Origin of the sequence: Domibacillus tundrae, assembly GCF_000970675.1 — a bacterium.
In the GTDB taxonomy this organism is placed as follows: domain Bacteria; phylum Bacillota; class Bacilli; order Bacillales; family Domibacillaceae; genus Domibacillus; species Domibacillus tundrae.
On sequence record NZ_LAJA01000001.1, the window covers coordinates 723,928 to 743,112 of the forward strand.

The 19,185-nt window shown below is 44.1% G+C and carries 16 protein-coding genes, 1 other RNA gene and 1 other annotated feature; of the genes, 14 read left to right on the forward strand and 3 right to left on the reverse strand.

Annotated elements, in window-relative coordinates; all coding sequences use genetic code 11:
* Positions 1-19 precede the first annotated feature (19 nt).
* Entirely contained in the window at positions 20-961 is a 942-nt protein-coding gene (locus tag VQ00_RS03645; RefSeq protein WP_046178701.1) for a response regulator, read from the reverse strand.
* A gap of 5 nt (positions 962-966) precedes the next feature.
* Positions 967-2,250, reverse strand: coding sequence for a sensor histidine kinase (locus tag VQ00_RS03650; protein ID WP_245618006.1), 1,284 nt, complete (start codon positions 2,248-2,250; stop codon positions 967-969).
* A gap of 281 nt (positions 2,251-2,531) precedes the next feature.
* Here VQ00_RS03650 and VQ00_RS03655 point away from each other — a divergent pair, with 281 nt between their 5' ends.
* Entirely contained in the window at positions 2,532-3,812 is a 1,281-nt protein-coding gene (locus VQ00_RS03655; RefSeq protein WP_046178702.1) for a cation:dicarboxylate symporter family transporter, read from the forward strand.
* A 66-nt stretch (positions 3,813-3,878) separates the two neighbouring features.
* Here the strand turns inward: VQ00_RS03655 and VQ00_RS03660 are convergent, their stop codons facing one another.
* Positions 3,879-4,922, reverse strand: a complete 1,044-nt coding sequence (locus VQ00_RS03660) for a C45 family autoproteolytic acyltransferase/hydrolase (protein WP_046178703.1) — start codon at positions 4,920-4,922, stop codon at positions 3,879-3,881.
* 127 nt (positions 4,923-5,049) lie between these two features.
* Between VQ00_RS03660 and VQ00_RS03665 the strand changes: the two genes are divergently transcribed.
* The 13 genes from VQ00_RS03665 to VQ00_RS03715 all read left to right on the forward strand — a co-directional run bounded on the left by VQ00_RS03665 (position 5,050) and on the right by VQ00_RS03715 (position 18,972).
* Positions 5,050-5,382 (forward strand): LapA family protein, encoded by a 333-nt coding sequence (locus tag VQ00_RS03665; protein WP_046178704.1) that lies wholly within the window; start codon positions 5,050-5,052, stop codon positions 5,380-5,382.
* 105 nt (positions 5,383-5,487) lie between these two features.
* Entirely contained in the window at positions 5,488-7,824 is a 2,337-nt protein-coding gene (recJ, locus tag VQ00_RS03670; RefSeq protein WP_046178705.1) for a single-stranded-DNA-specific exonuclease RecJ, read from the forward strand.
* Positions 7,821-8,336, forward strand: a complete 516-nt coding sequence (locus tag VQ00_RS03675; RefSeq protein WP_046178706.1) for an adenine phosphoribosyltransferase — start codon at positions 7,821-7,823, stop codon at positions 8,334-8,336. Before recJ ends, VQ00_RS03675 begins: the two co-directional genes overlap by 4 nt.
* Positions 8,337-8,453: 117 nt before the next feature.
* Positions 8,454-10,652, forward strand: coding sequence for a RelA/SpoT family protein (locus tag VQ00_RS03680; protein ID WP_046178707.1), 2,199 nt, complete (start codon positions 8,454-8,456; stop codon positions 10,650-10,652).
* 19 nt (positions 10,653-10,671) lie between these two features.
* A complete protein-coding gene (gene dtd / locus VQ00_RS03685; RefSeq protein ID WP_046178708.1) occupies positions 10,672-11,121 on the forward strand; it encodes a D-aminoacyl-tRNA deacylase in 450 nt (149 codons plus the stop codon).
* A 69-nt stretch (positions 11,122-11,190) separates the two neighbouring features.
* Positions 11,191-11,401, forward strand: a binding site (T-box leader).
* Positions 11,402-11,457: 56 nt separating this feature from the next.
* The gene (gene hisS, locus VQ00_RS03690) at positions 11,458-12,735 is read left to right on the forward strand and encodes a histidine--tRNA ligase (RefSeq protein ID WP_046178709.1); all 1,278 of its coding nucleotides are present in this window, start codon (positions 11,458-11,460) and stop codon (positions 12,733-12,735) included.
* The gene (aspS, locus tag VQ00_RS03695) at positions 12,736-14,508 is read left to right on the forward strand and encodes an aspartate--tRNA ligase (protein WP_046178710.1); all 1,773 of its coding nucleotides are present in this window, start codon (positions 12,736-12,738) and stop codon (positions 14,506-14,508) included.
* 90 nt (positions 14,509-14,598) lie between these two features.
* Positions 14,599-14,784: non-coding RNA, 6S RNA (ssrS, locus tag VQ00_RS17955), on the forward strand.
* A 38-nt stretch (positions 14,785-14,822) separates the two neighbouring features.
* Positions 14,823-15,584 carry a tRNA threonylcarbamoyladenosine dehydratase gene (locus tag VQ00_RS03700; protein ID WP_046178711.1) on the forward strand — a complete coding sequence of 254 codons (762 nt, stop codon included), beginning with the start codon at positions 14,823-14,825 and terminating at the stop codon, positions 15,582-15,584.
* A 107-nt stretch (positions 15,585-15,691) separates the two neighbouring features.
* Positions 15,692-16,933 (forward strand): EAL and HDOD domain-containing protein, encoded by a 1,242-nt coding sequence (locus VQ00_RS03705; RefSeq protein WP_046178712.1) that lies wholly within the window; start codon positions 15,692-15,694, stop codon positions 16,931-16,933.
* Between the two features lie 16 nt (positions 16,934-16,949).
* On the forward strand, positions 16,950-17,123 hold the full coding sequence (locus VQ00_RS18410) for a hypothetical protein (RefSeq protein ID WP_156153954.1): 174 nt from the start codon (positions 16,950-16,952) through the stop codon (positions 17,121-17,123).
* Positions 17,101-18,024 (forward strand): ABC transporter ATP-binding protein, encoded by a 924-nt coding sequence (locus VQ00_RS03710; protein WP_046178713.1) that lies wholly within the window; start codon positions 17,101-17,103, stop codon positions 18,022-18,024. Before VQ00_RS18410 ends, VQ00_RS03710 begins: the two co-directional genes overlap by 23 nt.
* 81 nt (positions 18,025-18,105) lie before the next feature.
* Entirely contained in the window at positions 18,106-18,972 is an 867-nt protein-coding gene (locus VQ00_RS03715; protein ID WP_342666991.1) for an ABC transporter permease, read from the forward strand.
* The last annotated feature ends 213 nt before the right edge of the window (positions 18,973-19,185 follow it).

The window sequence follows — 19,185 nt, forward strand, 5'->3', positions numbered from 1 at the left end:
TGCAGGTTTTTCTTTTATATTAGTAAACAGGTTGATTCATATCCGCTTTCAGTCGTTTTGCTTCAAAAAAGAACATTTGAATAAATTTTTTCATATTCACCTTAATAGGGGTGGAAGAAGAATGCGGGTTTTCCTGCAGGTCGATCATTTTTTGCCGAACGGTCATAAAGTCAAAAAATTTCGCCGCATAATACTCGAACTTGGGATTTGCATAGTCTGTCAGGCCGAGGGAAGCAAAATGGGCAGTGGAATGAATGATAGCTCTGCGAACCCTCTGTTCAGACGCTCTTATTTCTCTGCCGATGTCTTGTTCCGAAACAGAGAAACCAAGTCTTTTTTGAATCGTTTTTTCAAAAATCATTTTCAATGATGGAAAGTTTTGGTCCGACGCTAATGCCTCCTCATCTGAAAATAAAAAGTGAAGAATCTCCATCAGATCCTTTGCTCCGTTATGCCCGACAAGGCCGAGCTCGGACAAGAGGTATTCCCCGATATCCGCCAGGCTGTTTTCATTCTGTGCGGAGCGCGCCGCACTATTATCAGCAGGCAGCAGACTGCTAAGGGAGGTTTTAATGGTTTCAATCGATTTTTCCAGTTGAATCCGTTCCTTTACTTTTCGGATAACCGTGATCATCTCAATCCGGTTAATGGGTTTCATTACGTAGTACTCCGCTCCGAGAGAATATGCTTCACCAATAAGTTCCTTCGCTTCTACTTGAGAAATCATAATGATTTTGCCCTGGTAATGCCCCATCAAATCACGAATGGTTTCAATGCCGTCCTTGATCGGCATAAGCAGATCAATGAAAAGGATATCTATTTTTTTCATATTTAAAAAAGAACCGGTTAGCTGCTCCCCGTCCGCTAGTTCACCGACGACCTCACCCAAATCTTCATCTTCAATGATTTTCGCCAAAATGAAGCGTATCGCTTCATCATCATCCACAATAAAAAAACGCATAGCAATCAACCTTTCTGAATTAACCTGTGCATCGGGAGTTTAATCACAAACAGGACACCATTCGGCTCATTCACTAGGGTAATATCACCGTTCAAGCTAGTGACAAGCTCTTTTACGTGGGCGAGGCCAATGCCTGTTGAGGGATTCCCCTGCTTATCATATTTCGTAGTAAAGCCTGGATCAAAAATAATGTGTTTATATTTTTCTGGAATCGGCAGGCCGCTGTTGAAAACGTGTAGTTCTATCAGTCCGCGGGATCGGGTAAGCTCAATTCGGACAGAACCGGCTTCTTCGATTGCTTCCACCGCATTTGATACAAGATTATTTGTTAACGATAAAAACGTGTAAACGTGATAAGGAGGATGGTCTCCGGAAACAGCCAGTGAAAACGTAATTGTCTTTTTTAAAGACGCAGCGTATTTTTCATTGATCCGAACCGTTAATTGAACCAGCTCCTGGACGCTCATAAAATCTTTCGGGCTCTCATTGATAATGACATTTGACAGGCCCGCAAAAATCCGCTGATTGTCTTTTTTAATTTCATGAATTTTGCCTGCCAATTTCAGCGCCTGCTGGCTTGCTCTGCTGTCCGTCTGCTTAAAGGACCGATACAGCTGATAGGATTCCCTGGTTGCTTCTTCAGCATCATTCAGCGTTTTTTTTAAATAAACCGTTTCTTCGTATAAATTTGAAACAAGCATTAGCATATGTTCGTTTTGTTCTGTTATGTGTTTTTCCCTGGCGTGTGCTTCATTCAGCTTCAGCATGTTTAAAAAACTAAGAACGATAAAGCTGCGGGCAAGTGCAATGAAAACAATTTCCAGCACATCGCCAAAAGAAAAAGTGATGGCAAACAGAAGGTAGTCGATAAACAATTCTGCCGCATTAGAAAGTAAATCGATACTAAGTACACTAAACCCAACAGCGATGGAGCGGTCGCGATAGCGTTTTATGCCCAGACGGCTAAATAAGTACGCGTATAAAAAATAATAAATAAATGCGGGGAAATGATGCTGAAGCGAGAGAAGAATACTCTCATGGTGGAACATGATCAAGTCAATGCCTGTACGAAATAAAATGACAGCTGAAGCAGTGAGGAAGCCGGCCCGTAAAATGAATTCTTTTTTTAAAAACAATAAGAAAAAAAACATAACGGGCGGTCCCAGGCCGATCCGAAATGCCTCACTAAAAGGATGAATTTTTAATTCTCCCGCTGCTGGAACACTAATCATCATCAACAGTATGAGCATCTGGTTATTTTTTAAAAAAGGATGTGAATAAAGGATCACGAGCCCTCCTTTTGTTCCAATGTATGAGAAATAGTATACAATTGGGCGGCGCGTAATACAATATTGCTTTATTTTCGAAAAAAAAACGCTCACTTTGTCGAGAGGTGTATGATTTTGTAGGTTATAAAATATAATTTTATACATGGTAGTGTACCTGTTGACCTGCTTCGAAAAAAGCAGACATATTTTACAGGGGAAATGGTAGAGAATAACAGGCCGCTCCTGGCCATAGGCCGAGGAAACGCAGCCGTAACTTATGAATAAAGGAAAGGGTTGGTTAAATGAAGAAAATTGGTTTAGCGTGGCAAATCCTCATTGGGTTAATTGCCGGTATTATAGTAGGAGCAATATTTTACGGCAATCCACATGTAGCAGATTACTTGCAGCCGATTGGTGATATTTTTCTCCATCTGATTAAAATGATCGTTATCCCAATCGTTATTTCAAGTATCATTGTGGGAGTAGCTGGTGTAGGCGATACGAAAAAGCTCGGGAAACTGGGCGGCAAAACGCTTCTTTATTTTGAAATCATTACGACGGTTGCCATTTTAGTCGGGCTCGCCGCCGGAAATATTTTTCAGCCGGGTGCAGGCATTGACATGTCTTCTTTAGACAAAACCGACATTGGAAGTTATGTAAGCACAAGCGAAGAAACATCGGATCACGGGTTTGCGGAAACATTTGTAAACATAGTGCCAGCTAACTTATTCGCATCTCTTGCAGAAGGCGATATGCTCGCGATCATCTTTTTCTCCGTTGTGTTCGGTCTTGGTATTGCGGCGATCGGTGAAAAAGGAAAACCGGTTCTGCAGTTTTTCCATGGAACATCAGAAGCGATGTTTTATATAACAAACCAAATTATGAAGTTTGCTCCGTTTGGCGTTTTCGCCTTGATCGGGGTGACCGTATCAAAATTCGGTGTGGGATCGCTTATTCCACTTAGCAAACTGATTATTCTTGTATACGGCGCCATGTTCTTCTTTGTTCTTGTGGTGCTCGGGCTGACGGCAAAACTGGTCGGCGTTAACATTTTTAACTTGTTTAAAATTTTGAAGGACGAATTGATTCTTGCGTACACAACGTCAAGTTCCGAAACGGTTCTTCCAAAATTGATTGAGAAAATGGAGAAATTCGGCTGCCCGAAAGCCATTGTATCGTTTGTTATTCCAACAGGTTATTCATTTAACCTCGATGGATCAACACTTTACCAGGCTATTGCGGCACTGTTTATCGCGCAAATGTACGGCATTGATTTGTCAATGGCAGAACAATTGTCGCTTGTTCTTGTGTTAATGGTAACATCAAAAGGAATTGCAGGAGTTCCGGGTGTTTCGTTTGTCGTGCTGCTTGCGACATTGGGAACCGTTGGAATTCCAGTTGAAGGTTTAGCCTTTATTGCAGGAATCGATCGTATTCTCGATATGGCCCGCACGGCGGTTAACGTTGTCGGGAACTCTCTTGCAGCGATTGTATTGTCCAAATGGGAAGGGCAGTATGATGAGGGGAAAGCGCAGCGATATCTGGATGAAGTTCGCCAGCTGCAGCAATCAAAATCTGCATAAAAAAGAGACAGGCTGTCTAAAAGCCTGTCTTTTTTCGTTTTTCTATCGCACTGATTGAAAGCGAGTTTACATATGAACGAACGATTCTTTTGAATGAATACGACCGAATAAACGCGTAACGGGCAGGCGTTCTCCACTCACCCACCGGCCGAAATCAACCGGCAGCGGGCGGGCTTGTTCGCCAATTCCGATGAGGACATGAAGGGACTCTGGTTCATATACCGTTGTATGAAGTGTCCCTGCCCAGCTGCCGTATTTCTTTTTGAAAATTCCATAAGCTGGATCGTTAAAAAGCTCGTATGCTTTTTCTGCACTTCTTGGTGTTTGAGAATAACCTTTTAGCGCATGAAGCCGTTCTTTGGATTCTATCGTATGGTAGCGGTTTTCACCCGATAATTCACCTGAAACAAAGTGGTTGGCGCAGGCAGTTGTCTGCTTATATACATGAATGCCGCGCGGCGAAGCTTCGACAACGGCGCTTTGCAGTGATGCATCGTAAAGAGAATAATTAAAGGAATGGCGGTGCGGAATAGACGAAAGGAGCGCAATCGCTTCTTCGGTTGTCGCACACGAATCAAGCACAATACGGGCGATCACGCTGCACGTAAAGCCGTCTTCAGCGCGGCGCCGGTTCACAAAATGAAACCCGATGACAAGGCCCTTTTCGTTCATGCCGTCAATCCGCCCGACCATTCGACCGCTGATGCCGACAGACGCGTAGCCGTGGTCAGGCTGCCATAAAAGAAGCCGGCCTTCGTATGTTTTTGGATGAAAATCATAATTCCTTGCAAAAACACCACCGCTCATCATCGCTGAGCAGCCGCTGTTAACATCATCCGCCTGAAAACCGCTGTATTCATGGATGACGTCATATAACGACCAGCCAAGTGATTCGGCCAGCCCTTCAAACTCTTCCCACATAACAGGAGCGTACGTGTAAAAATACCTTTTTACTTGCTGAAAGTTTATATCATATGAACGAAGGGATTTTTTACGGCGTTTTTGATGAACAGCAAAAAGCGGCGACTGTTTTAATTTGTCGCCGGCAAGGCGTCCCAGATCGTAATAACTGCCTCTTCCTTGAATAACGTCTACGTAAAAGCGCTGCATCTCGTTCCTGCTTTCTTTTTCTTTATATCGTGCCTTTTTTGAAAAAAGATTTCAAGAACGAAGTGTATAGAAATGTTTGAAGTGAGTTGAAAAAAGGGAAAAGTAAGTCACGTAGGGGGGGATCAGATTGAAAACACAAACAGCACTTATTCTAGGATTGATTTTTGCGCTTATAATCGCTCTTTTTGCTGTCATCAATGTCGATCCGGTTACCGTTAATTACGCTTTCGGCTCTGCTCAGTGGCCGCTTATTCTTGTCATTTTATTTTCCGTTTTGATGGGTGGGCTGGCAATTTTTATGTTCAGTTTGTTCCGGGTGATGGCGCTAAAACGCCAAAATAAGGAACTGGTTCGTCTAAATGAACAATTAAAAAAAGAAATGCATGAATTAAAGCTGGAGCAACGAGAAGCAGTGACACCGGCAGCTAATTCAACCCGGCTGGCGCCGGATGGCGACTAACAAAAAACCGACGGCTGTTTGATTTTTCACAGCTCTGTCGGTTTTTTCTCTTTGTTGTCATTTCTTCATTTGACCCGTATAATGAGTACGTTATGGGGTGAAATTATGCTGAAACCAAAAATGCGCTGGTCCGTGAAAGAAGTGGACCGCACAAAAAGTGAAGCGTTTGCGGAAGAAGTTGGGACGAGCCCGCTCGCAGCATCGCTTTTATTGGGACGTGGGATCACGGAAAAAGAAGAAGCACGTGCTTTTTTGTTTGATGAAGGCGTGACGTTTCACGATCCTTTTTTATTAAAAGACATGGATAAAGCAATCGACCGTATTCGCCAGGCGAAAGAGCAGGAGGAAGCAGTTCTTGTCTTTGGTGATTATGATGCAGATGGTGTCAGCAGCACCTCGGTGCTTTTAACAGCGCTTCGTGATTACGGTGTTCTCGCTGATTATTATATTCCAAACCGGTTTACGGAAGGATATGGTCCGAATGAGCCGGCTTTTCGTCATGCGAAAGAAAGTGGATTTGGCTTAATTATCACCGTCGATACTGGTATTTCAGGTATCCATGAAGCCCAAGTGGCAAAAGAAATCGGCATTGATTTAATTATTACCGATCATCATGAACCAGGACCTGAGCTGCCGGAAGCGTTAGCCATTATCCACCCGAAGCATCCGGACGGGACGTATCCGTTTGGGTATCTTGCAGGTGTGGGCGTTGCGTTAAAAGTAGCACATGCATTATATGGAAAAGTGCCGGAGCATTTGCTCGATTTAGCAGCGATCGGAACAATTGCTGATTTAGTTCCATTAAATGGAGAAAATCGACTGATTGCAAAAAAAGGCATCTCAGCCCTTCGTCAGTCAGAGCGTCCGGGTATTGTCGCGCTTTGTAAACAAACAGGTACGGAGCAATCATCGATTAATGAAGAAACAGTCGGATTTATGATCGGACCGCGTATTAATGCGGCCGGCCGGCTCGACGACGCCGGTCCTGCAGCAGAACTTATGCTGACGGAAGACTTGGAAGAAGCAATAATGCTTGCAGAAGAAATCGATGCGATGAACAAGCAGCGCCAAACGATCGTGAATGAAATAGCGAAAGAAGCAATTGAGATGGTTAACCGGGACTATCCACCGGACGAATACCCGGTTATTATTGTTGGCAAAGAAGGATGGAATCCCGGTGTTGTCGGCATTGTCGCATCCCGTCTGACGGATACGTTTTACCGCCCGGCCATTGTGCTTGGGTTTGATTCAGAAAAAGGAATCGCTAAAGGGTCTGCCAGAAGCATTAAAGGATTCGATCTATTTAAAAGCTTATCGACATGCCGTGACATTTTGCCCCATTTTGGCGGACATCCGATGGCCGCTGGCATGACACTCTCGATTAATGATGTCGATGAACTGCGCCGCCGTATGGTTGAAATTGCAAATGACACGTTGACAGCGGAAGATTTTACGCCAATCATCCAGATTGATGGAGAAGCGTCAATTTCAGATATTACTGTTCAAGGCATTGAAGAGCTGAATAAGCTGGCGCCATTTGGGATGAATAACCCGAAGCCGCTGTTTGTCATTCAAGAAGCAAAAATTGCCTCTATGAAAAAAATCGGCGCCAATCAAACCCATTTAAAAGCTGCCTTTGAACAAGACGGCCAGACGATTGATGGGATCGGTTTTGGGATGGGCGATTATGTTGATCAAGTCGCCAAGACATCAGACATTTCTGTGATTGGCGAATTATCAATTAATGAATGGAATAATATGCGCCGGCCGCAGCTCATGCTTCGCGATATGCGTGTAGATGAATGCCAGCTGTTTGATATGCGCGGCGGAAAAAATCTGTCCAGCTGGTACAAAGACGTGCCGGATGGCAAGGTTGCCATTTCTTTCGGGCGAGAATCTGCAGATCCGGCCATCGTATTCGTACAAACGGAACAAGAGGCCGAAAACGTTATGATTGATGAGAAGAATGTGATTCTGCTAGATTTGCCAGAAAACGAACAGATGATAAAATCACTGCTTGCCGGAAAATCGCCCGCGCGTATTTACGCTCATTTCAGCACAAAGGAAAGCCATTTTTTTAGCGCAATGCCAACGCGGGACCAGTTTAAATCGTACTACGGCTTTTTGTGGAAAAGAGAATCATTTGATGTAAAGCAGCACGGGGAGCTGCTGGCTAAAAAGCAAGGCTGGTCATACGGGGCGATCCGCTTTATGTCAAAGGTGTTTTTTGAGCTTGGATTTGTTAAACTAAACGATGGAAAGATTGAAGTGCAAAAGGAAGCGGACAAGCGTGATTTAAGCGAGTCGCCTGCCTACATACGAAAGCAGACGCAATTTGACCTTGAACAAAAGCTGTTGTACTCATCCTACCGGGAATTAAAAACGATTCTTGACGGGTGGATGAAGCAGCCTGCTGCACATAGGGAGGAACGATTGAAATGAATTTAAAACAGTATATTAAAATTGTGCCGGACTGGCCGAAGCCGGGCATTCAGTTTAAAGATATTACGCCGCTGATGGACAATGGCGATGCGTTTCGTTATGCGACTGACCAAATTGTCACATATGCAAAAGAAAAGCAGGCGGATTTAATCGTTGGACCAGAAGCGCGCGGCTTTATTGTCGGCTGCCCGGTTGCCTATTCACTTGGTGTTGGTTTTGCACCTGTACGTAAAGACGGCAAACTGCCGCGTGAAACAATTAAAGTAGAGTATGGTCTTGAATATGGCAAAGACGTGCTGACGATCCATAAAGACGCTGTCAAGCCGGGGCAGCGCATCCTCATTACAGATGACCTTCTTGCAACAGGCGGCACGATTGAGGCGACAATTAAGCTTGTGGAACAGCTTGGTGGCATTGTCGTCGGCATTGCTTTTTTAATTGAATTAAATTATTTGAATGGACGCGATAAACTTGACGGTTATGATATTTTAACGATTATTCCGTACGATTGATTCGACAAAAATCGCCCAATTCAGAAAAAAAGTGCAGGATGACTTTACATCCTGCGCTTTTTTTTCGATAATAAGAACAATTAGTTTTTTCGGAAAGGGCGAAGGTGAACAAAACATATGGCGAAAGACCAGATATTAACCGCCGACCAGGTCATTGACCGGACCCGTGCCTACTTGAACGAGGAGCATGTCGAATTTGTTCGGCGCGCGTTTGAGTATGCGAAAGAGGCGCATAAGCACCAGTTTCGCAAATCGGGCGAGCCGTACATTATTCATCCAATTCAGGTTGCCGGCATTTTGGCTGACCTTGAAATGGACCCGGCTACTGTCGCTTCCGGCTTTCTGCACGATGTTGTAGAAGATACGGACGTTACGCTGCAGGATTTGGCGGATGAATTTAGCGCGGAAGTGGCCATGCTTGTGGACGGCGTAACCAAGCTTGGGAAAATTAAATATAAATCAAAAGAAGAACAGCAGGCGGAAAATCATCGGAAAATGTTTGTTGCCATGGCGCAGGACATTCGGGTTATTTTAATTAAGCTTGCTGACCGTCTTCACAATATGCGGACATTAAAGCATTTGCCGCAGGAAAAACAACGGCGTATTTCTAATGAAACGCTGGAAATCTTCGCACCGCTCGCCCACCGTCTTGGTATGTCGAAAATTAAATGGGAGCTTGAAGATACGGCGCTTCGCTATTTAAACCCGCAGCAATATTACCGGATCGTTAATTTAATGAAACGGAAACGGGAAGAGCGGGAGCAATATTTAGACGATGTGATCGATTTAATGCGGAGCCGTCTGGATGATATGGACATCGAATCAGAAATATCCGGCCGCCCGAAACATATATACAGTATTTACCGGAAAATGGCGCTGCAGCACAAACAATTTAACGAAATATATGACTTATTGGCAGTGCGTATTGTCGTCGACAGCATTAAAGACTGTTACGCAGCATTAGGTATTATCCACACGTGCTGGAAGCCGATGCCGGGCCGTTTTAAAGATTACATCGCGATGCCGAAAACGAATATGTACCAGTCGCTTCATACGACGGTCATTGGTCCAAAGGGAGATCCGCTTGAAGTGCAAATTCGGACAGAAGACATGCATCGCATTGCGGAATTCGGTGTGGCAGCGCACTGGGCGTACAAAGAAGGGCGTACGGTGGACGATAGTGCGTCTTTTGAAAAGAAAATGACCTGGTTCCGGGAAATTCTGGACTTTCAAAATGAATCGCAGGATGCAGAAGAATTTATGGAGTCATTAAAGATCGATTTATTTTCGGACATGGTATTTGTGTTCACACCAAAAGGTGATGTGCTTGAACTGCCGGCAGGTTCTGTTCCGATTGATTTTGCCTTTCGAATCCATTCAGAAATCGGCAATAAAACAATTGGTGCAAAAGTAAATGGCAAAATGGTGACGCTTGACTATAAATTAAAAACAGGCGATATTTTAGAAATTTTAACGTCGAAACATTCGTATGGTCCAAGCAAGGACTGGATTAAAATGGCGCAGACATCCCAGGCGAAAAATAAAATCCGCCAGTTTTTCAAAAAGCAAAACCGGGAAGAAAATGTTGAAAAAGGTCAGGAAATGGTCGAAAATGAAATTAAAAATATGGAGTTTGACGTAAAAGAAGTCATGACGCAGCAAAACTTAAAGCGTGTCGCTGAAAAGTTCAACTTTTTAAATGAAGAGGACATGTATGCGGCAGTCGGCTATAATGGTGTGACAGCACTGCAGGTTGCGAACCGGCTGACGGAAAAATTACGCAAACAGCGTGATCAGGAAGCGGCGCTGCATGAAGTAGTAAAAGAAATAAAAGCGCCGCCAAATCCGTCTGCCCAAAAGAAAAATGCAGGCGTTACGGTCAAAGGCATCGACAATTTATTAATCCGCTTGTCCCGCTGCTGTAACCCGGTGCCAGGAGATGACATTGTCGGCTATATTACAAAAGGCCGCGGTGTCTCTGTTCACCGAGAGGACTGCCCGAACGTGACAGCCGATGCCGATGCGGAAAACCGTCTCATTCCGGTTGAATGGGAATCCGGCGGTGCCAACCAAAAGGAATATCTTGTGGATATCGAGATTTCCGGATATGACCGGCAAGGACTTCTTAATGAAGTGCTGCAGGTTGTCGGCGAAACAAAAACAAATATATCTGCGGTGTCAGGACGCTCTGATCGGAATAAAATGGCGAAGATTGACATGTCCATTTTTATACGCAACGTGAACCATTTGCAAAAAGTCGTTGAACGAGTTAAACAAATTCCGGATATTTATTCGGTCCGCCGTATTATGAATTGAATATAGAAGGTGTCTGTTGATGAAAGTTGTGTTGCAAAGAAGCAAAAAAGCCAGTGTAACAGTGGCAGGAGAAGTAAAAGCTGCGATTGATTCAGGGCTTGTGCTGCTTGTCGGCGTGACCCATGATGATACTGAACAAGATGCGGCTTGGCTCGCTGAAAAAATTGTTCACCTGCGCATTTTTGAAGATGAATCGGGCAAAATGAACGAATCCCTGCTCGATCGTGGCGGAGCCATTTTATCGGTTTCACAGTTTACATTATACGGTGACTGTAAAAAAGGCCGCCGTCCAAACTTTATAAAAGCGGCGTCCAGCAAACAGGCGGAAAAGCTTTATGAAACATTCAACCGCCTCATCCGCGAAAAAGGAGTGCATGTGGAAACAGGTGTATTCGGTGCGATGATGGATGTCGCACTTGTCAATGATGGACCAGTCACATTGATTCTCGATACAAAAGATTTAGGTTGAAATAAAGAGAAAAGTTTTTTATAATTTTTTCAGCGGGGTTGCACGGATGAGCCCATTAAAACAACATAATTAAAGCCATAGACGAAGAAAAGTAGTGAAGGACTGGCCGGACAGAGAAAAATGCCGAGACTGAGAGCATTTACGGCGCACTTTCATGAACAGACACTTCCGAGGCGTTTTTCTGAAATATACGTAGGAAAAACCGCGAATTGCGTTATCAAAAAAAGTGAAAGCTTCGGCTTTAACGAGGGTGGTACCGCGGAAAACTTCCGTCCCTGCGCATGTTGCAGGGATGGAAGTTTTTTTATGCGCTTTGAAAAAAAGGAGGAATACATCATGTCAGTGAACATTCCACGCGGCACGCAGGATATTTTACCGGGCCAGTCGGAAAAATGGCAGTACATTGAATCGATTGCAAAAGACGTATGCCGTCGTTATCACTATAAAGAAATTCGGACGCCGATATTTGAACATACCGAGTTGTTTAAGCGCGGCGTCGGTGATACGACGGATATTGTTCAAAAAGAAATGTACACGTTCGAAGACAAGGGCGAACGAAGCTTGACGCTTCGTCCGGAAGGGACAGCTGCGGTGGTCCGTTCATTTGTCGAAAACAAAATGTTCGGCATTCCGGACCAGCCAGTGAAGTTGTATTATACAGGCCCGATGTTCCGCTATGAACGCCCGCAGGCAGGCCGTTACCGTCAGTTTGTCCAGTTCGGTGTGGAAGCGATCGGCAGTGAAGACCCGGCCATTGATGCGGAAGTGATCGCACTTGTCATGGATATTTACAAAGCGGCCGGGCTGAAGAAACTGAATCTCGTCATCAATTCACTCGGGGATGCTGATAGCCGGATCGCGCACCGTGAAGCATTGATTCGTCACTTTGAACCTCGTATTGACGAATTTTGCGGCGACTGCCAAATGCGTTTAAAACAAAATCCGCTGCGGATTTTAGACTGCAAAAAAGACCGTGATCATGAACTGATGAAAACAGCACCGTCGATTTTGGATTATTTAAACGGTGAATCAAAAGCGTATTTTGAAAAAGTAACAGGTTATTTAGATGCAGTCGGTATTCAATATACGATCGACCCAAAACTTGTCCGCGGACTGGATTACTACAATCACACGGCGTTTGAAGTGATGAGCGAGGCGGAAGGGTTTGGTGCGATTACAACGCTTTGCGGCGGCGGGCGCTACAACGGCCTCGTGCAGCAGCTTGGCGGACCGGAATCGCCAGGTATTGGTTTTGCCTTCAGCATCGAGCGGTTTATTGCCGCGATGGAGGCAGAAAAAGTCGAATGGCCGATTGATAAAGGACTCGACTGCTTTATCGTTGCGCTCGGCAATGCAGCGAAAGACCAATCTGTTTCGCTCGTACATGAATTGAGGACAGCCGGCCTGTCAGCGGACCGTGATTACCAGGACCGCAAAATGAAAGCTCAGTTGAAAGCGTCAGACCGGCAAAATGCACGCTTTACGGCAATTCTTGGTGAAGATGAGCTGGCGGAAAACCGGATCACCGTCAAAGATATGACAGAAGGTTCTCAAGACCAGATTCCGCTTAATGAACTGGTGAATTATTTGAAAACAAAAATGGAGGCGAACTAAATGTTTGGACGCACGTTTTATAACGGTGAAATGACCGAAGAACATATTGGACAAGAAGTATCATTAAAAGGATGGGTGCAGCGCCGCCGTGACCTTGGCAGTGTGATTTTTATCGATTTGCGTGACCGCACAGGCATCATGCAAATTGTGTTTAATCCGGAAATCTCGGCAGAGGCGCTTGCCGTTGCAGAAAAAGTCCGCAATGAGTATGTTCTCGATGTAAAAGGAACGATTGTGAAGCGTGACGCGGAAACAGTGAACGAAAATATTCCAACGGGTACGATTGAAGTACACGTGACAGAAATTAACGTGCTGAGCGAAGCGAAAACACCGCCGTTTATGATCGAAGACGGAACGGAAGTTAACGAAGACATCCGCTTAAAATACCGCTATATGGACCTTCGCCGTCCGGTTATGTTTGAAACGCTGAAAATGCGCAGTGACGTGACAAAAACGATTCGCGACTATTTGGATGAAGGCGGCTTTCTGGATGTCGAAACGCCGATTTTAACAAAATCAACTCCTGAAGGCGCGCGCGACTATCTTGTGCCAAGCCGCGTACATCCAGGTGAATTTTATGCGCTGCCGCAATCACCGCAAATTTTCAAGCAGCTGTTAATGGTATCCGGCGTTGATCGCTACTATCAAATTGCGCGCTGCTTCCGTGACGAAGACTTGCGTGCTGATCGTCAGCCTGAATTTACACAAGTCGATATTGAAACAAGCTTTATGAGTCAGGAAGACATTATGCAAATGACCGAAGAAATGTTGAAAAAAGTGATGAAGCGCGTGAAAAACGTGGAAATCGACGGTGCGTTCCAGCGTATGACGTACGATGACGCAATGAACCGTTTTGGTTCTGACAAACCGGATACACGTTTCGGCCTTGAGTTGATCGATATGGCCGATGTCGTCCGCGGCTCTGGTTTTAAAGTGTTTGCTCAAGTTGTTGAATCCGGCGGCCAGGTAAAAGCACTTTGTGTACCAGGCGGCGGCGAAAAATATTCCCGAAAAGATATTGACCATTTAACTGAATTTGCAGCGATTTACGGCGCAAAAGGCCTCGCATGGCTCAAAGTGGAAGAAGACGGAATGAAAGGCCCAATCATCAAATTCTTCACAGAAGAAGAGCAGGCGAAAATGCTCCAAACGGCAGGCGCTAAAACAGGCGATTTGATTATGTTTGTTGCTGACAAAAAGAAGGTTGTTGCGGATGCACTTGGCGCGCTTCGCATGAAGCTTGGCAAAGAGCTTGGGATGATTGACGAGTCTAAATACAATTTCCTTTGGGTGACTGACTGGCCATTGCTTGAGTATGATGAAGAAGAAGGCCGCTATTATGCAGCGCATCATCCGTTTACAATGCCGTTCCGTGAAGATGTAGAGAAAATGGAATCTGATCCGGGTGCTGTGCGTGCGCAAGCCTATGATATTGTTTTGAACGGCTATGAGCTTGGCGGCGGTTCGATCCGTATTTTTGAACGGGATGTGCAGGAAAAAATGTTCAAGCTGCTCGGATTTACAGAGGAGCAGGCGAAAGAACAATTCGGCTTCCTTCTGGATGCATTTGAATATGGTACGCCTCCACATGGTGGTATTGCACTCGGTCTTGACCGTTTTGTTATGCTGCTTGCCGGTCGGACAAACTTGCGTGATACGATTGCGTTCCCGAAAACAGCAAGCGCTGCAGATGTGTTGACAAATGCACCAGGTGAAGTGTCAAATGCCCAGCTGGAAGAGCTTCATTTACGCGTCAGCCAGACCGCTAAATAAGACAAAAGATTTATTTTTAATTTTCTGATTAATTTAAGAGGATCTTAGTTGACCTTCAAAAAAACGTATGATAATATGTATCCAATGAGGCGAATCCTGATGTGTACGTTAGTTACACATTCTGTTTTGACCGAACACTATATGTTTGGGAGTCTAAGTTTTTGGACTGCGCACATGCCCTTTGCGGGGACTTGCAACGCCCAAAACAGGGCACCCACCTGCTGTAGAGCGGGTTCAAAACATATGTTTTACAACGACGGCACGATTGGGATTCGCCGTCTTTTTTTATGTTTAAAAACAGGAGTGGTTTTCATATGCTTCATCAATTTTCCCGCAATGAACTCGCCTTTGGACAAGAAGGCCTTAACTTATTAAAAAATACAACTGTTGCCGTTCTCGGGATCGGCGGTGTCGGCTCGTTTTCTGCTGAAGCACTTGCCCGTTCCGGTGTGGGACGTTTAATTTTGGTTGATAAAGATGTAATCGATATTACAAATATTAACCGCCAGCTGCCCGCACTTTTATCTACAGTCGGCCAGCCAAAAGCAGATTTAATGAAAGAGCGGATTGCCGATATCAATCCGGAATGCGAAGTGATCGCGCTGAAAATGTTTTATACAGAAGAAACATATGAAGAATTTTTCAGCTATGGTCTTGATTACGTTGTCGACGCGTCTGACACCATTTCGTACAAGATTCATTTAATGAAGGAATGCTTAAAACGTGAAATCCCGATCATTTCAAGCATGGGCGCCGCCAACAAAATGGATCCAACCCGGTTTACAATAGCCGATATTTCCAAGACGCATACTGATCCACTTGCAAAAGTGATCCGTACGCGCTTACGAAAAGAAGGCATCAAAAAAGGCATTCCGGTCATTTTTTCGGATGAAAGCCCGATTGTGATTCGTGAAGATGTACGGCGGGTGGTCGGAAATGATGACGCAGAAATCCGCAAGGCGAAAATGCCCCCCGCTTCCAACGCATTTGTTCCATCGGTTGCAGGATTAATTGCAGCCAGCTATGTTGTTCGCGATATTTTAAAAGACATAAAAATCACACGTGTAAATGACTAGAAAAGATCATCCTTTTAAAAGGGTGATCTTTTTTCGGTAGAAACGGGAATTTATGTCTGTTTTTTTGATATAATTTCATTGATTAACATTGAACGGAGTAAATAAAAATGGACATATTTATGGCGCGACAGCCTATTTTTGATAATCAAGAACGTGTATTTGCTTATGAGCTGCTATATAGAAACAGTGAAATCAATGCTTTTCCAGACGTGCCTCATGAGCAGGCTACAATTGAAGTGCTGATTCATTCATTTGTGACAATAGGTATAGAGAAAATCGCCCAAGGACATCCGTGTTTCATTAATTTCTCAAAAACATTACTTGAACAAAAAGTCGCCGAAAATTTCAGTCCTCAATACGTTGTTGTTGAAGTGCTTGAAGATGTGCCAATTACGCGGGAGCTCATTGATACGCTCAGACAGCTTAAATGGAAAGGATATTCAATCGCGCTTGATGATTTTGTTATTCAAAAAGAAGTGGATTTATATGATGAACTGTTTATGTTGACAACGTATATTAAAGTCGATTTCCTGCATTCGACGCCAGCAGACCGGTCGGCAATCGAGCAAAAAGTAAAAAATAACTTTCCTCATATTGCCCTTTTAGCGGAAAAAGTCGAAACACGCGAAGAGTTTGAACAAGCAAAAAAAGCGGGTTATAAATTGTTTCAAGGCTACTTTTTTTCGAAGCCGCAATTGATCCGTTCGGCTAATCTGCCGCTAAATGTCGTGTCTTATTTTCATTTAATAAAACTATTACAGTCGGATGATATTGATATTGATGATGTAACCAATTTAATTGAGCGGGATGTTGCCCTTTCGTATCATTTATTGAAACTGGTCAATTCCCCTGCTTTACGTACACGATCCAAAATTAAATCGATTAAACAGGCCATCATGATGCTTGGCTTTATCGAATTAACAAAGTGGCTCTATGTGCTGGCCTTAAGACAAATCCATGCCGATCTTCCAGGGAGAACAAGAGAATTAATGGCATCAGCTCTTTTTCGAGCGAAAGCATGTGAGCAATTGGCAAAAGAAACACAATCTGGGAATTCCGCTGAATTTTTTTTGGCGGGTATGTTTTCGCTTGTAGACGCCCTTTTGCAGCGCAGCATTTCAGAGGTATTAACTCAAATTCCATTGTCTAATAAAGTAAACGAAACGCTTATGGGAAATGAGACCATTATTACACCTTATTTGGAGCTGGTCATTGCAATGGATGAAGTCAATTGGGACATCATTCGCTTGAAATCACATGAACTGAAACTGGACGCAGCCAGTATTCAAAAAATATATGAAGATGCCCGGCTGTGGGCGAATAGTATGAATGAGGAGACTGTCCACTAAAGGACAGTCTTTTTTTATGGGAAAAGATTGGCAAGCGATTTTAGAGGAAGCTATTCTTTTAGAAAAAGGAAAAATTACAGCATCCTGCAATGTGGAGGAAGTAAGAGAGAAACAAGGGCTGTCTATTTTAGAATGGCTGAAAATGAATGTGGGAAAGGGGAATGATCATGACGACAGTTATTCAGCTTGAAAACGTAACAAAAACAATTAAAGGCCGAAAAATCATTGATTCTTTAACTTTCAACATTCATGAAGGAGAAGTGTTTGGCTTTCTTGGGCCGAATGGTGCTGGAAAAACAACAACCATCCGCATGATGGTCGGATTAATGAAGCTGTCAGAAGGAGATATTTTCATCTCGGGTCATAGCATTCAATCAGAATTTGAAAAGGCGATCCAGCACATTGGTGCCATTGTTGAAAATCCGGAAATGTATAAATTTTTGAGCGGGTATGACAACTTAAAGCAATTTGCCCGCATGCAAAAAGGAATCAGCAGCAATCGAATGGATGAGGTAGTAAAACTTGTCGGACTGGAAGAGCGGATTCACGATAAAGTGAAAACATATTCACTTGGAATGCGTCAGCGGCTTGGTATTGCACAATCTCTTTTACACCGGCCGAAAGTGCTTATTTTAGATGAACCGACAAACGGGCTTGATCCAGCAGGCATTAAAGAAATCCGGCAGTACATTCGCAATCTGGCGGAAAAAGAAGGAATGGCCGTCATCGTGTCAAGTCATTTATTATCTGAAATGGAAATGATGTGTGACCGGATCGGCATTTTACAAAAAGGAAAGCTCATTGATGTTCAATCTGTTCGTGGCTGGATGAATGAAGGGATGGATACGTACAGTATTGAGGTGGATGATGTAGAAGCAGAAGCCGCATTGAACTACATTAAAGCTGCCTTTTCGGATATCAAGCCGGCACGAACAGCGAGCTGTCTCACATTTGAAGCGGAAAAAGAAGACATACCCGCGATTATTCATTTCTTGACGGGGAAAGGTCTGGCGATTTATGAAGTGAAAAAGGTATCAAAGTCACTGGAAGAACGATTCCTTGATATTACTGAAAAACGGGAGGTTATCTAATGTTTCTCCTTATTCAAAATGAGTGGATCAAGCTGTTTAAACGTCGCGGCACGTACGTGATGATTGGACTTCTTCTTTCTAATGGTGTCAGCATTTGCTGCGTTCACAAAATATGAAGAAAATAAACAGTCCGAACAGCCGGATTGGAAGCAGGTTGTGCAGGCGGAAAATGCGGTTTATGCGCAGCAGCTAAATGATCAGCGGGAAATGACGGCTGATCAACGAGCACATATTGAGGGGCAAATTGAGATTAATGAGTATCGTTTAACAGAAAATGTGCCGGTTCAAACGTCTGAATATATGTGGTCATTTGTCGAGAATGCGAGCGACTTTCTTCAGGTTGCCGGTTTGTTTATGATTGTTGTTGCAGGAGGAATCATGGCCAATGAATATACGTGGGGAACGATCAAGCTTTTGTTAATCAGGCCGATCAGCCGCTCTAAAATACTCCTCTCAAAATATGTGGCAGTGGTCTTGTTCGGTTTATTTTTAGTTAGCATGTTATTTCTTTTTTCAGTTATCATTGGAGCGGCACTGTTCGGTCTTTCAGGTCAATCCGCTCATTTAGCATATGTAAATGGGCAGGTCGTCGAGCAAAATATGCTTTTTTACCTCGTAAAGCTTTATGCCATGAAGTCAGTAGAGGTGCTTATTTTGGCGACAATGGCGTTTATGATCTCTGCTGTTTTCCGCAGCAGCTCGCTTGCCATTGGAATTTCATTGTTTTTATTATTTATGGGACCGAACGTCACGTACATCTTGTCTATGCGTTACGAGTGGGCGAAATATCTTCTGTTTGCCAACACAAACTTGCTGCAGTATGAAACAGGAACGGCGGTGGTTGAAGGGATGACGATGAGTTTTTCACTCATTATGCTATTAATTTACTTTCTTGTCTTTCAACTGTTTGCTTTTACCGTCTTTGCAAAGCGCGATGTTGCTGGATAAGAGCGGACGCAGCCGAGGAAGCTGCCGCACTGCCCGTGGAACGCGAAGTCCGGCAGGCTTCACCTATCGGCCCCTGTTCAAAAACCTTCGCAGGACCGACTCATGCCTGCGCACACAAGGGATTGTTGGGCAGGATGGCTTCCAAAACAAATCGGTGATCATCCTTGCACCGATACGAAACGCACCAGCCTAAACAATCACTGTTTTCTAAAG

Excerpts from the sequence above, each read along its gene's own strand:
- VQ00_RS03660 (WP_046178703.1), bottom strand. The coding sequence starts at position 4,922 with ATGCAGCGCTTTTACGTAGACGTTATTCAAGGAAGAGGCAGTTATTAC.
- aspS (WP_046178710.1), top strand. The coding sequence starts at position 12,736 with ATGTTTGGACGCACGTTTTATAACGGTGAAATGACCGAAGAACATATT.
- recJ (WP_046178705.1), top strand. The coding sequence starts at position 5,488 with ATGCTGAAACCAAAAATGCGCTGGTCCGTGAAAGAAGTGGACCGCACA.
- VQ00_RS03655 (WP_046178702.1), top strand. The coding sequence starts at position 2,532 with ATGAAGAAAATTGGTTTAGCGTGGCAAATCCTCATTGGGTTAATTGCC.
- VQ00_RS18410 (WP_156153954.1), top strand. The coding sequence starts at position 16,950 with ATGGGAAAAGATTGGCAAGCGATTTTAGAGGAAGCTATTCTTTTAGAA.
- hisS (WP_046178709.1), top strand. The coding sequence starts at position 11,458 with ATGTCAGTGAACATTCCACGCGGCACGCAGGATATTTTACCGGGCCAG.
- VQ00_RS03675 (WP_046178706.1), top strand. The coding sequence starts at position 7,821 with ATGAATTTAAAACAGTATATTAAAATTGTGCCGGACTGGCCGAAGCCG.
- VQ00_RS03710 (WP_046178713.1), top strand. The coding sequence starts at position 17,101 with ATGACGACAGTTATTCAGCTTGAAAACGTAACAAAAACAATTAAAGGC.
- VQ00_RS03700 (WP_046178711.1), top strand. The coding sequence starts at position 14,823 with ATGCTTCATCAATTTTCCCGCAATGAACTCGCCTTTGGACAAGAAGGC.
- VQ00_RS03645 (WP_046178701.1), bottom strand. The coding sequence starts at position 961 with ATGCGTTTTTTTATTGTGGATGATGATGAAGCGATACGCTTCATTTTG.
- VQ00_RS03705 (WP_046178712.1), top strand. The coding sequence starts at position 15,692 with ATGGACATATTTATGGCGCGACAGCCTATTTTTGATAATCAAGAACGT.
- VQ00_RS03680 (WP_046178707.1), top strand. The coding sequence starts at position 8,454 with ATGGCGAAAGACCAGATATTAACCGCCGACCAGGTCATTGACCGGACC.
- VQ00_RS03715 (WP_342666991.1), top strand. The coding sequence starts at position 18,106 with ATGGTGTCAGCATTTGCTGCGTTCACAAAATATGAAGAAAATAAACAG.
- dtd (WP_046178708.1), top strand. The coding sequence starts at position 10,672 with ATGAAAGTTGTGTTGCAAAGAAGCAAAAAAGCCAGTGTAACAGTGGCA.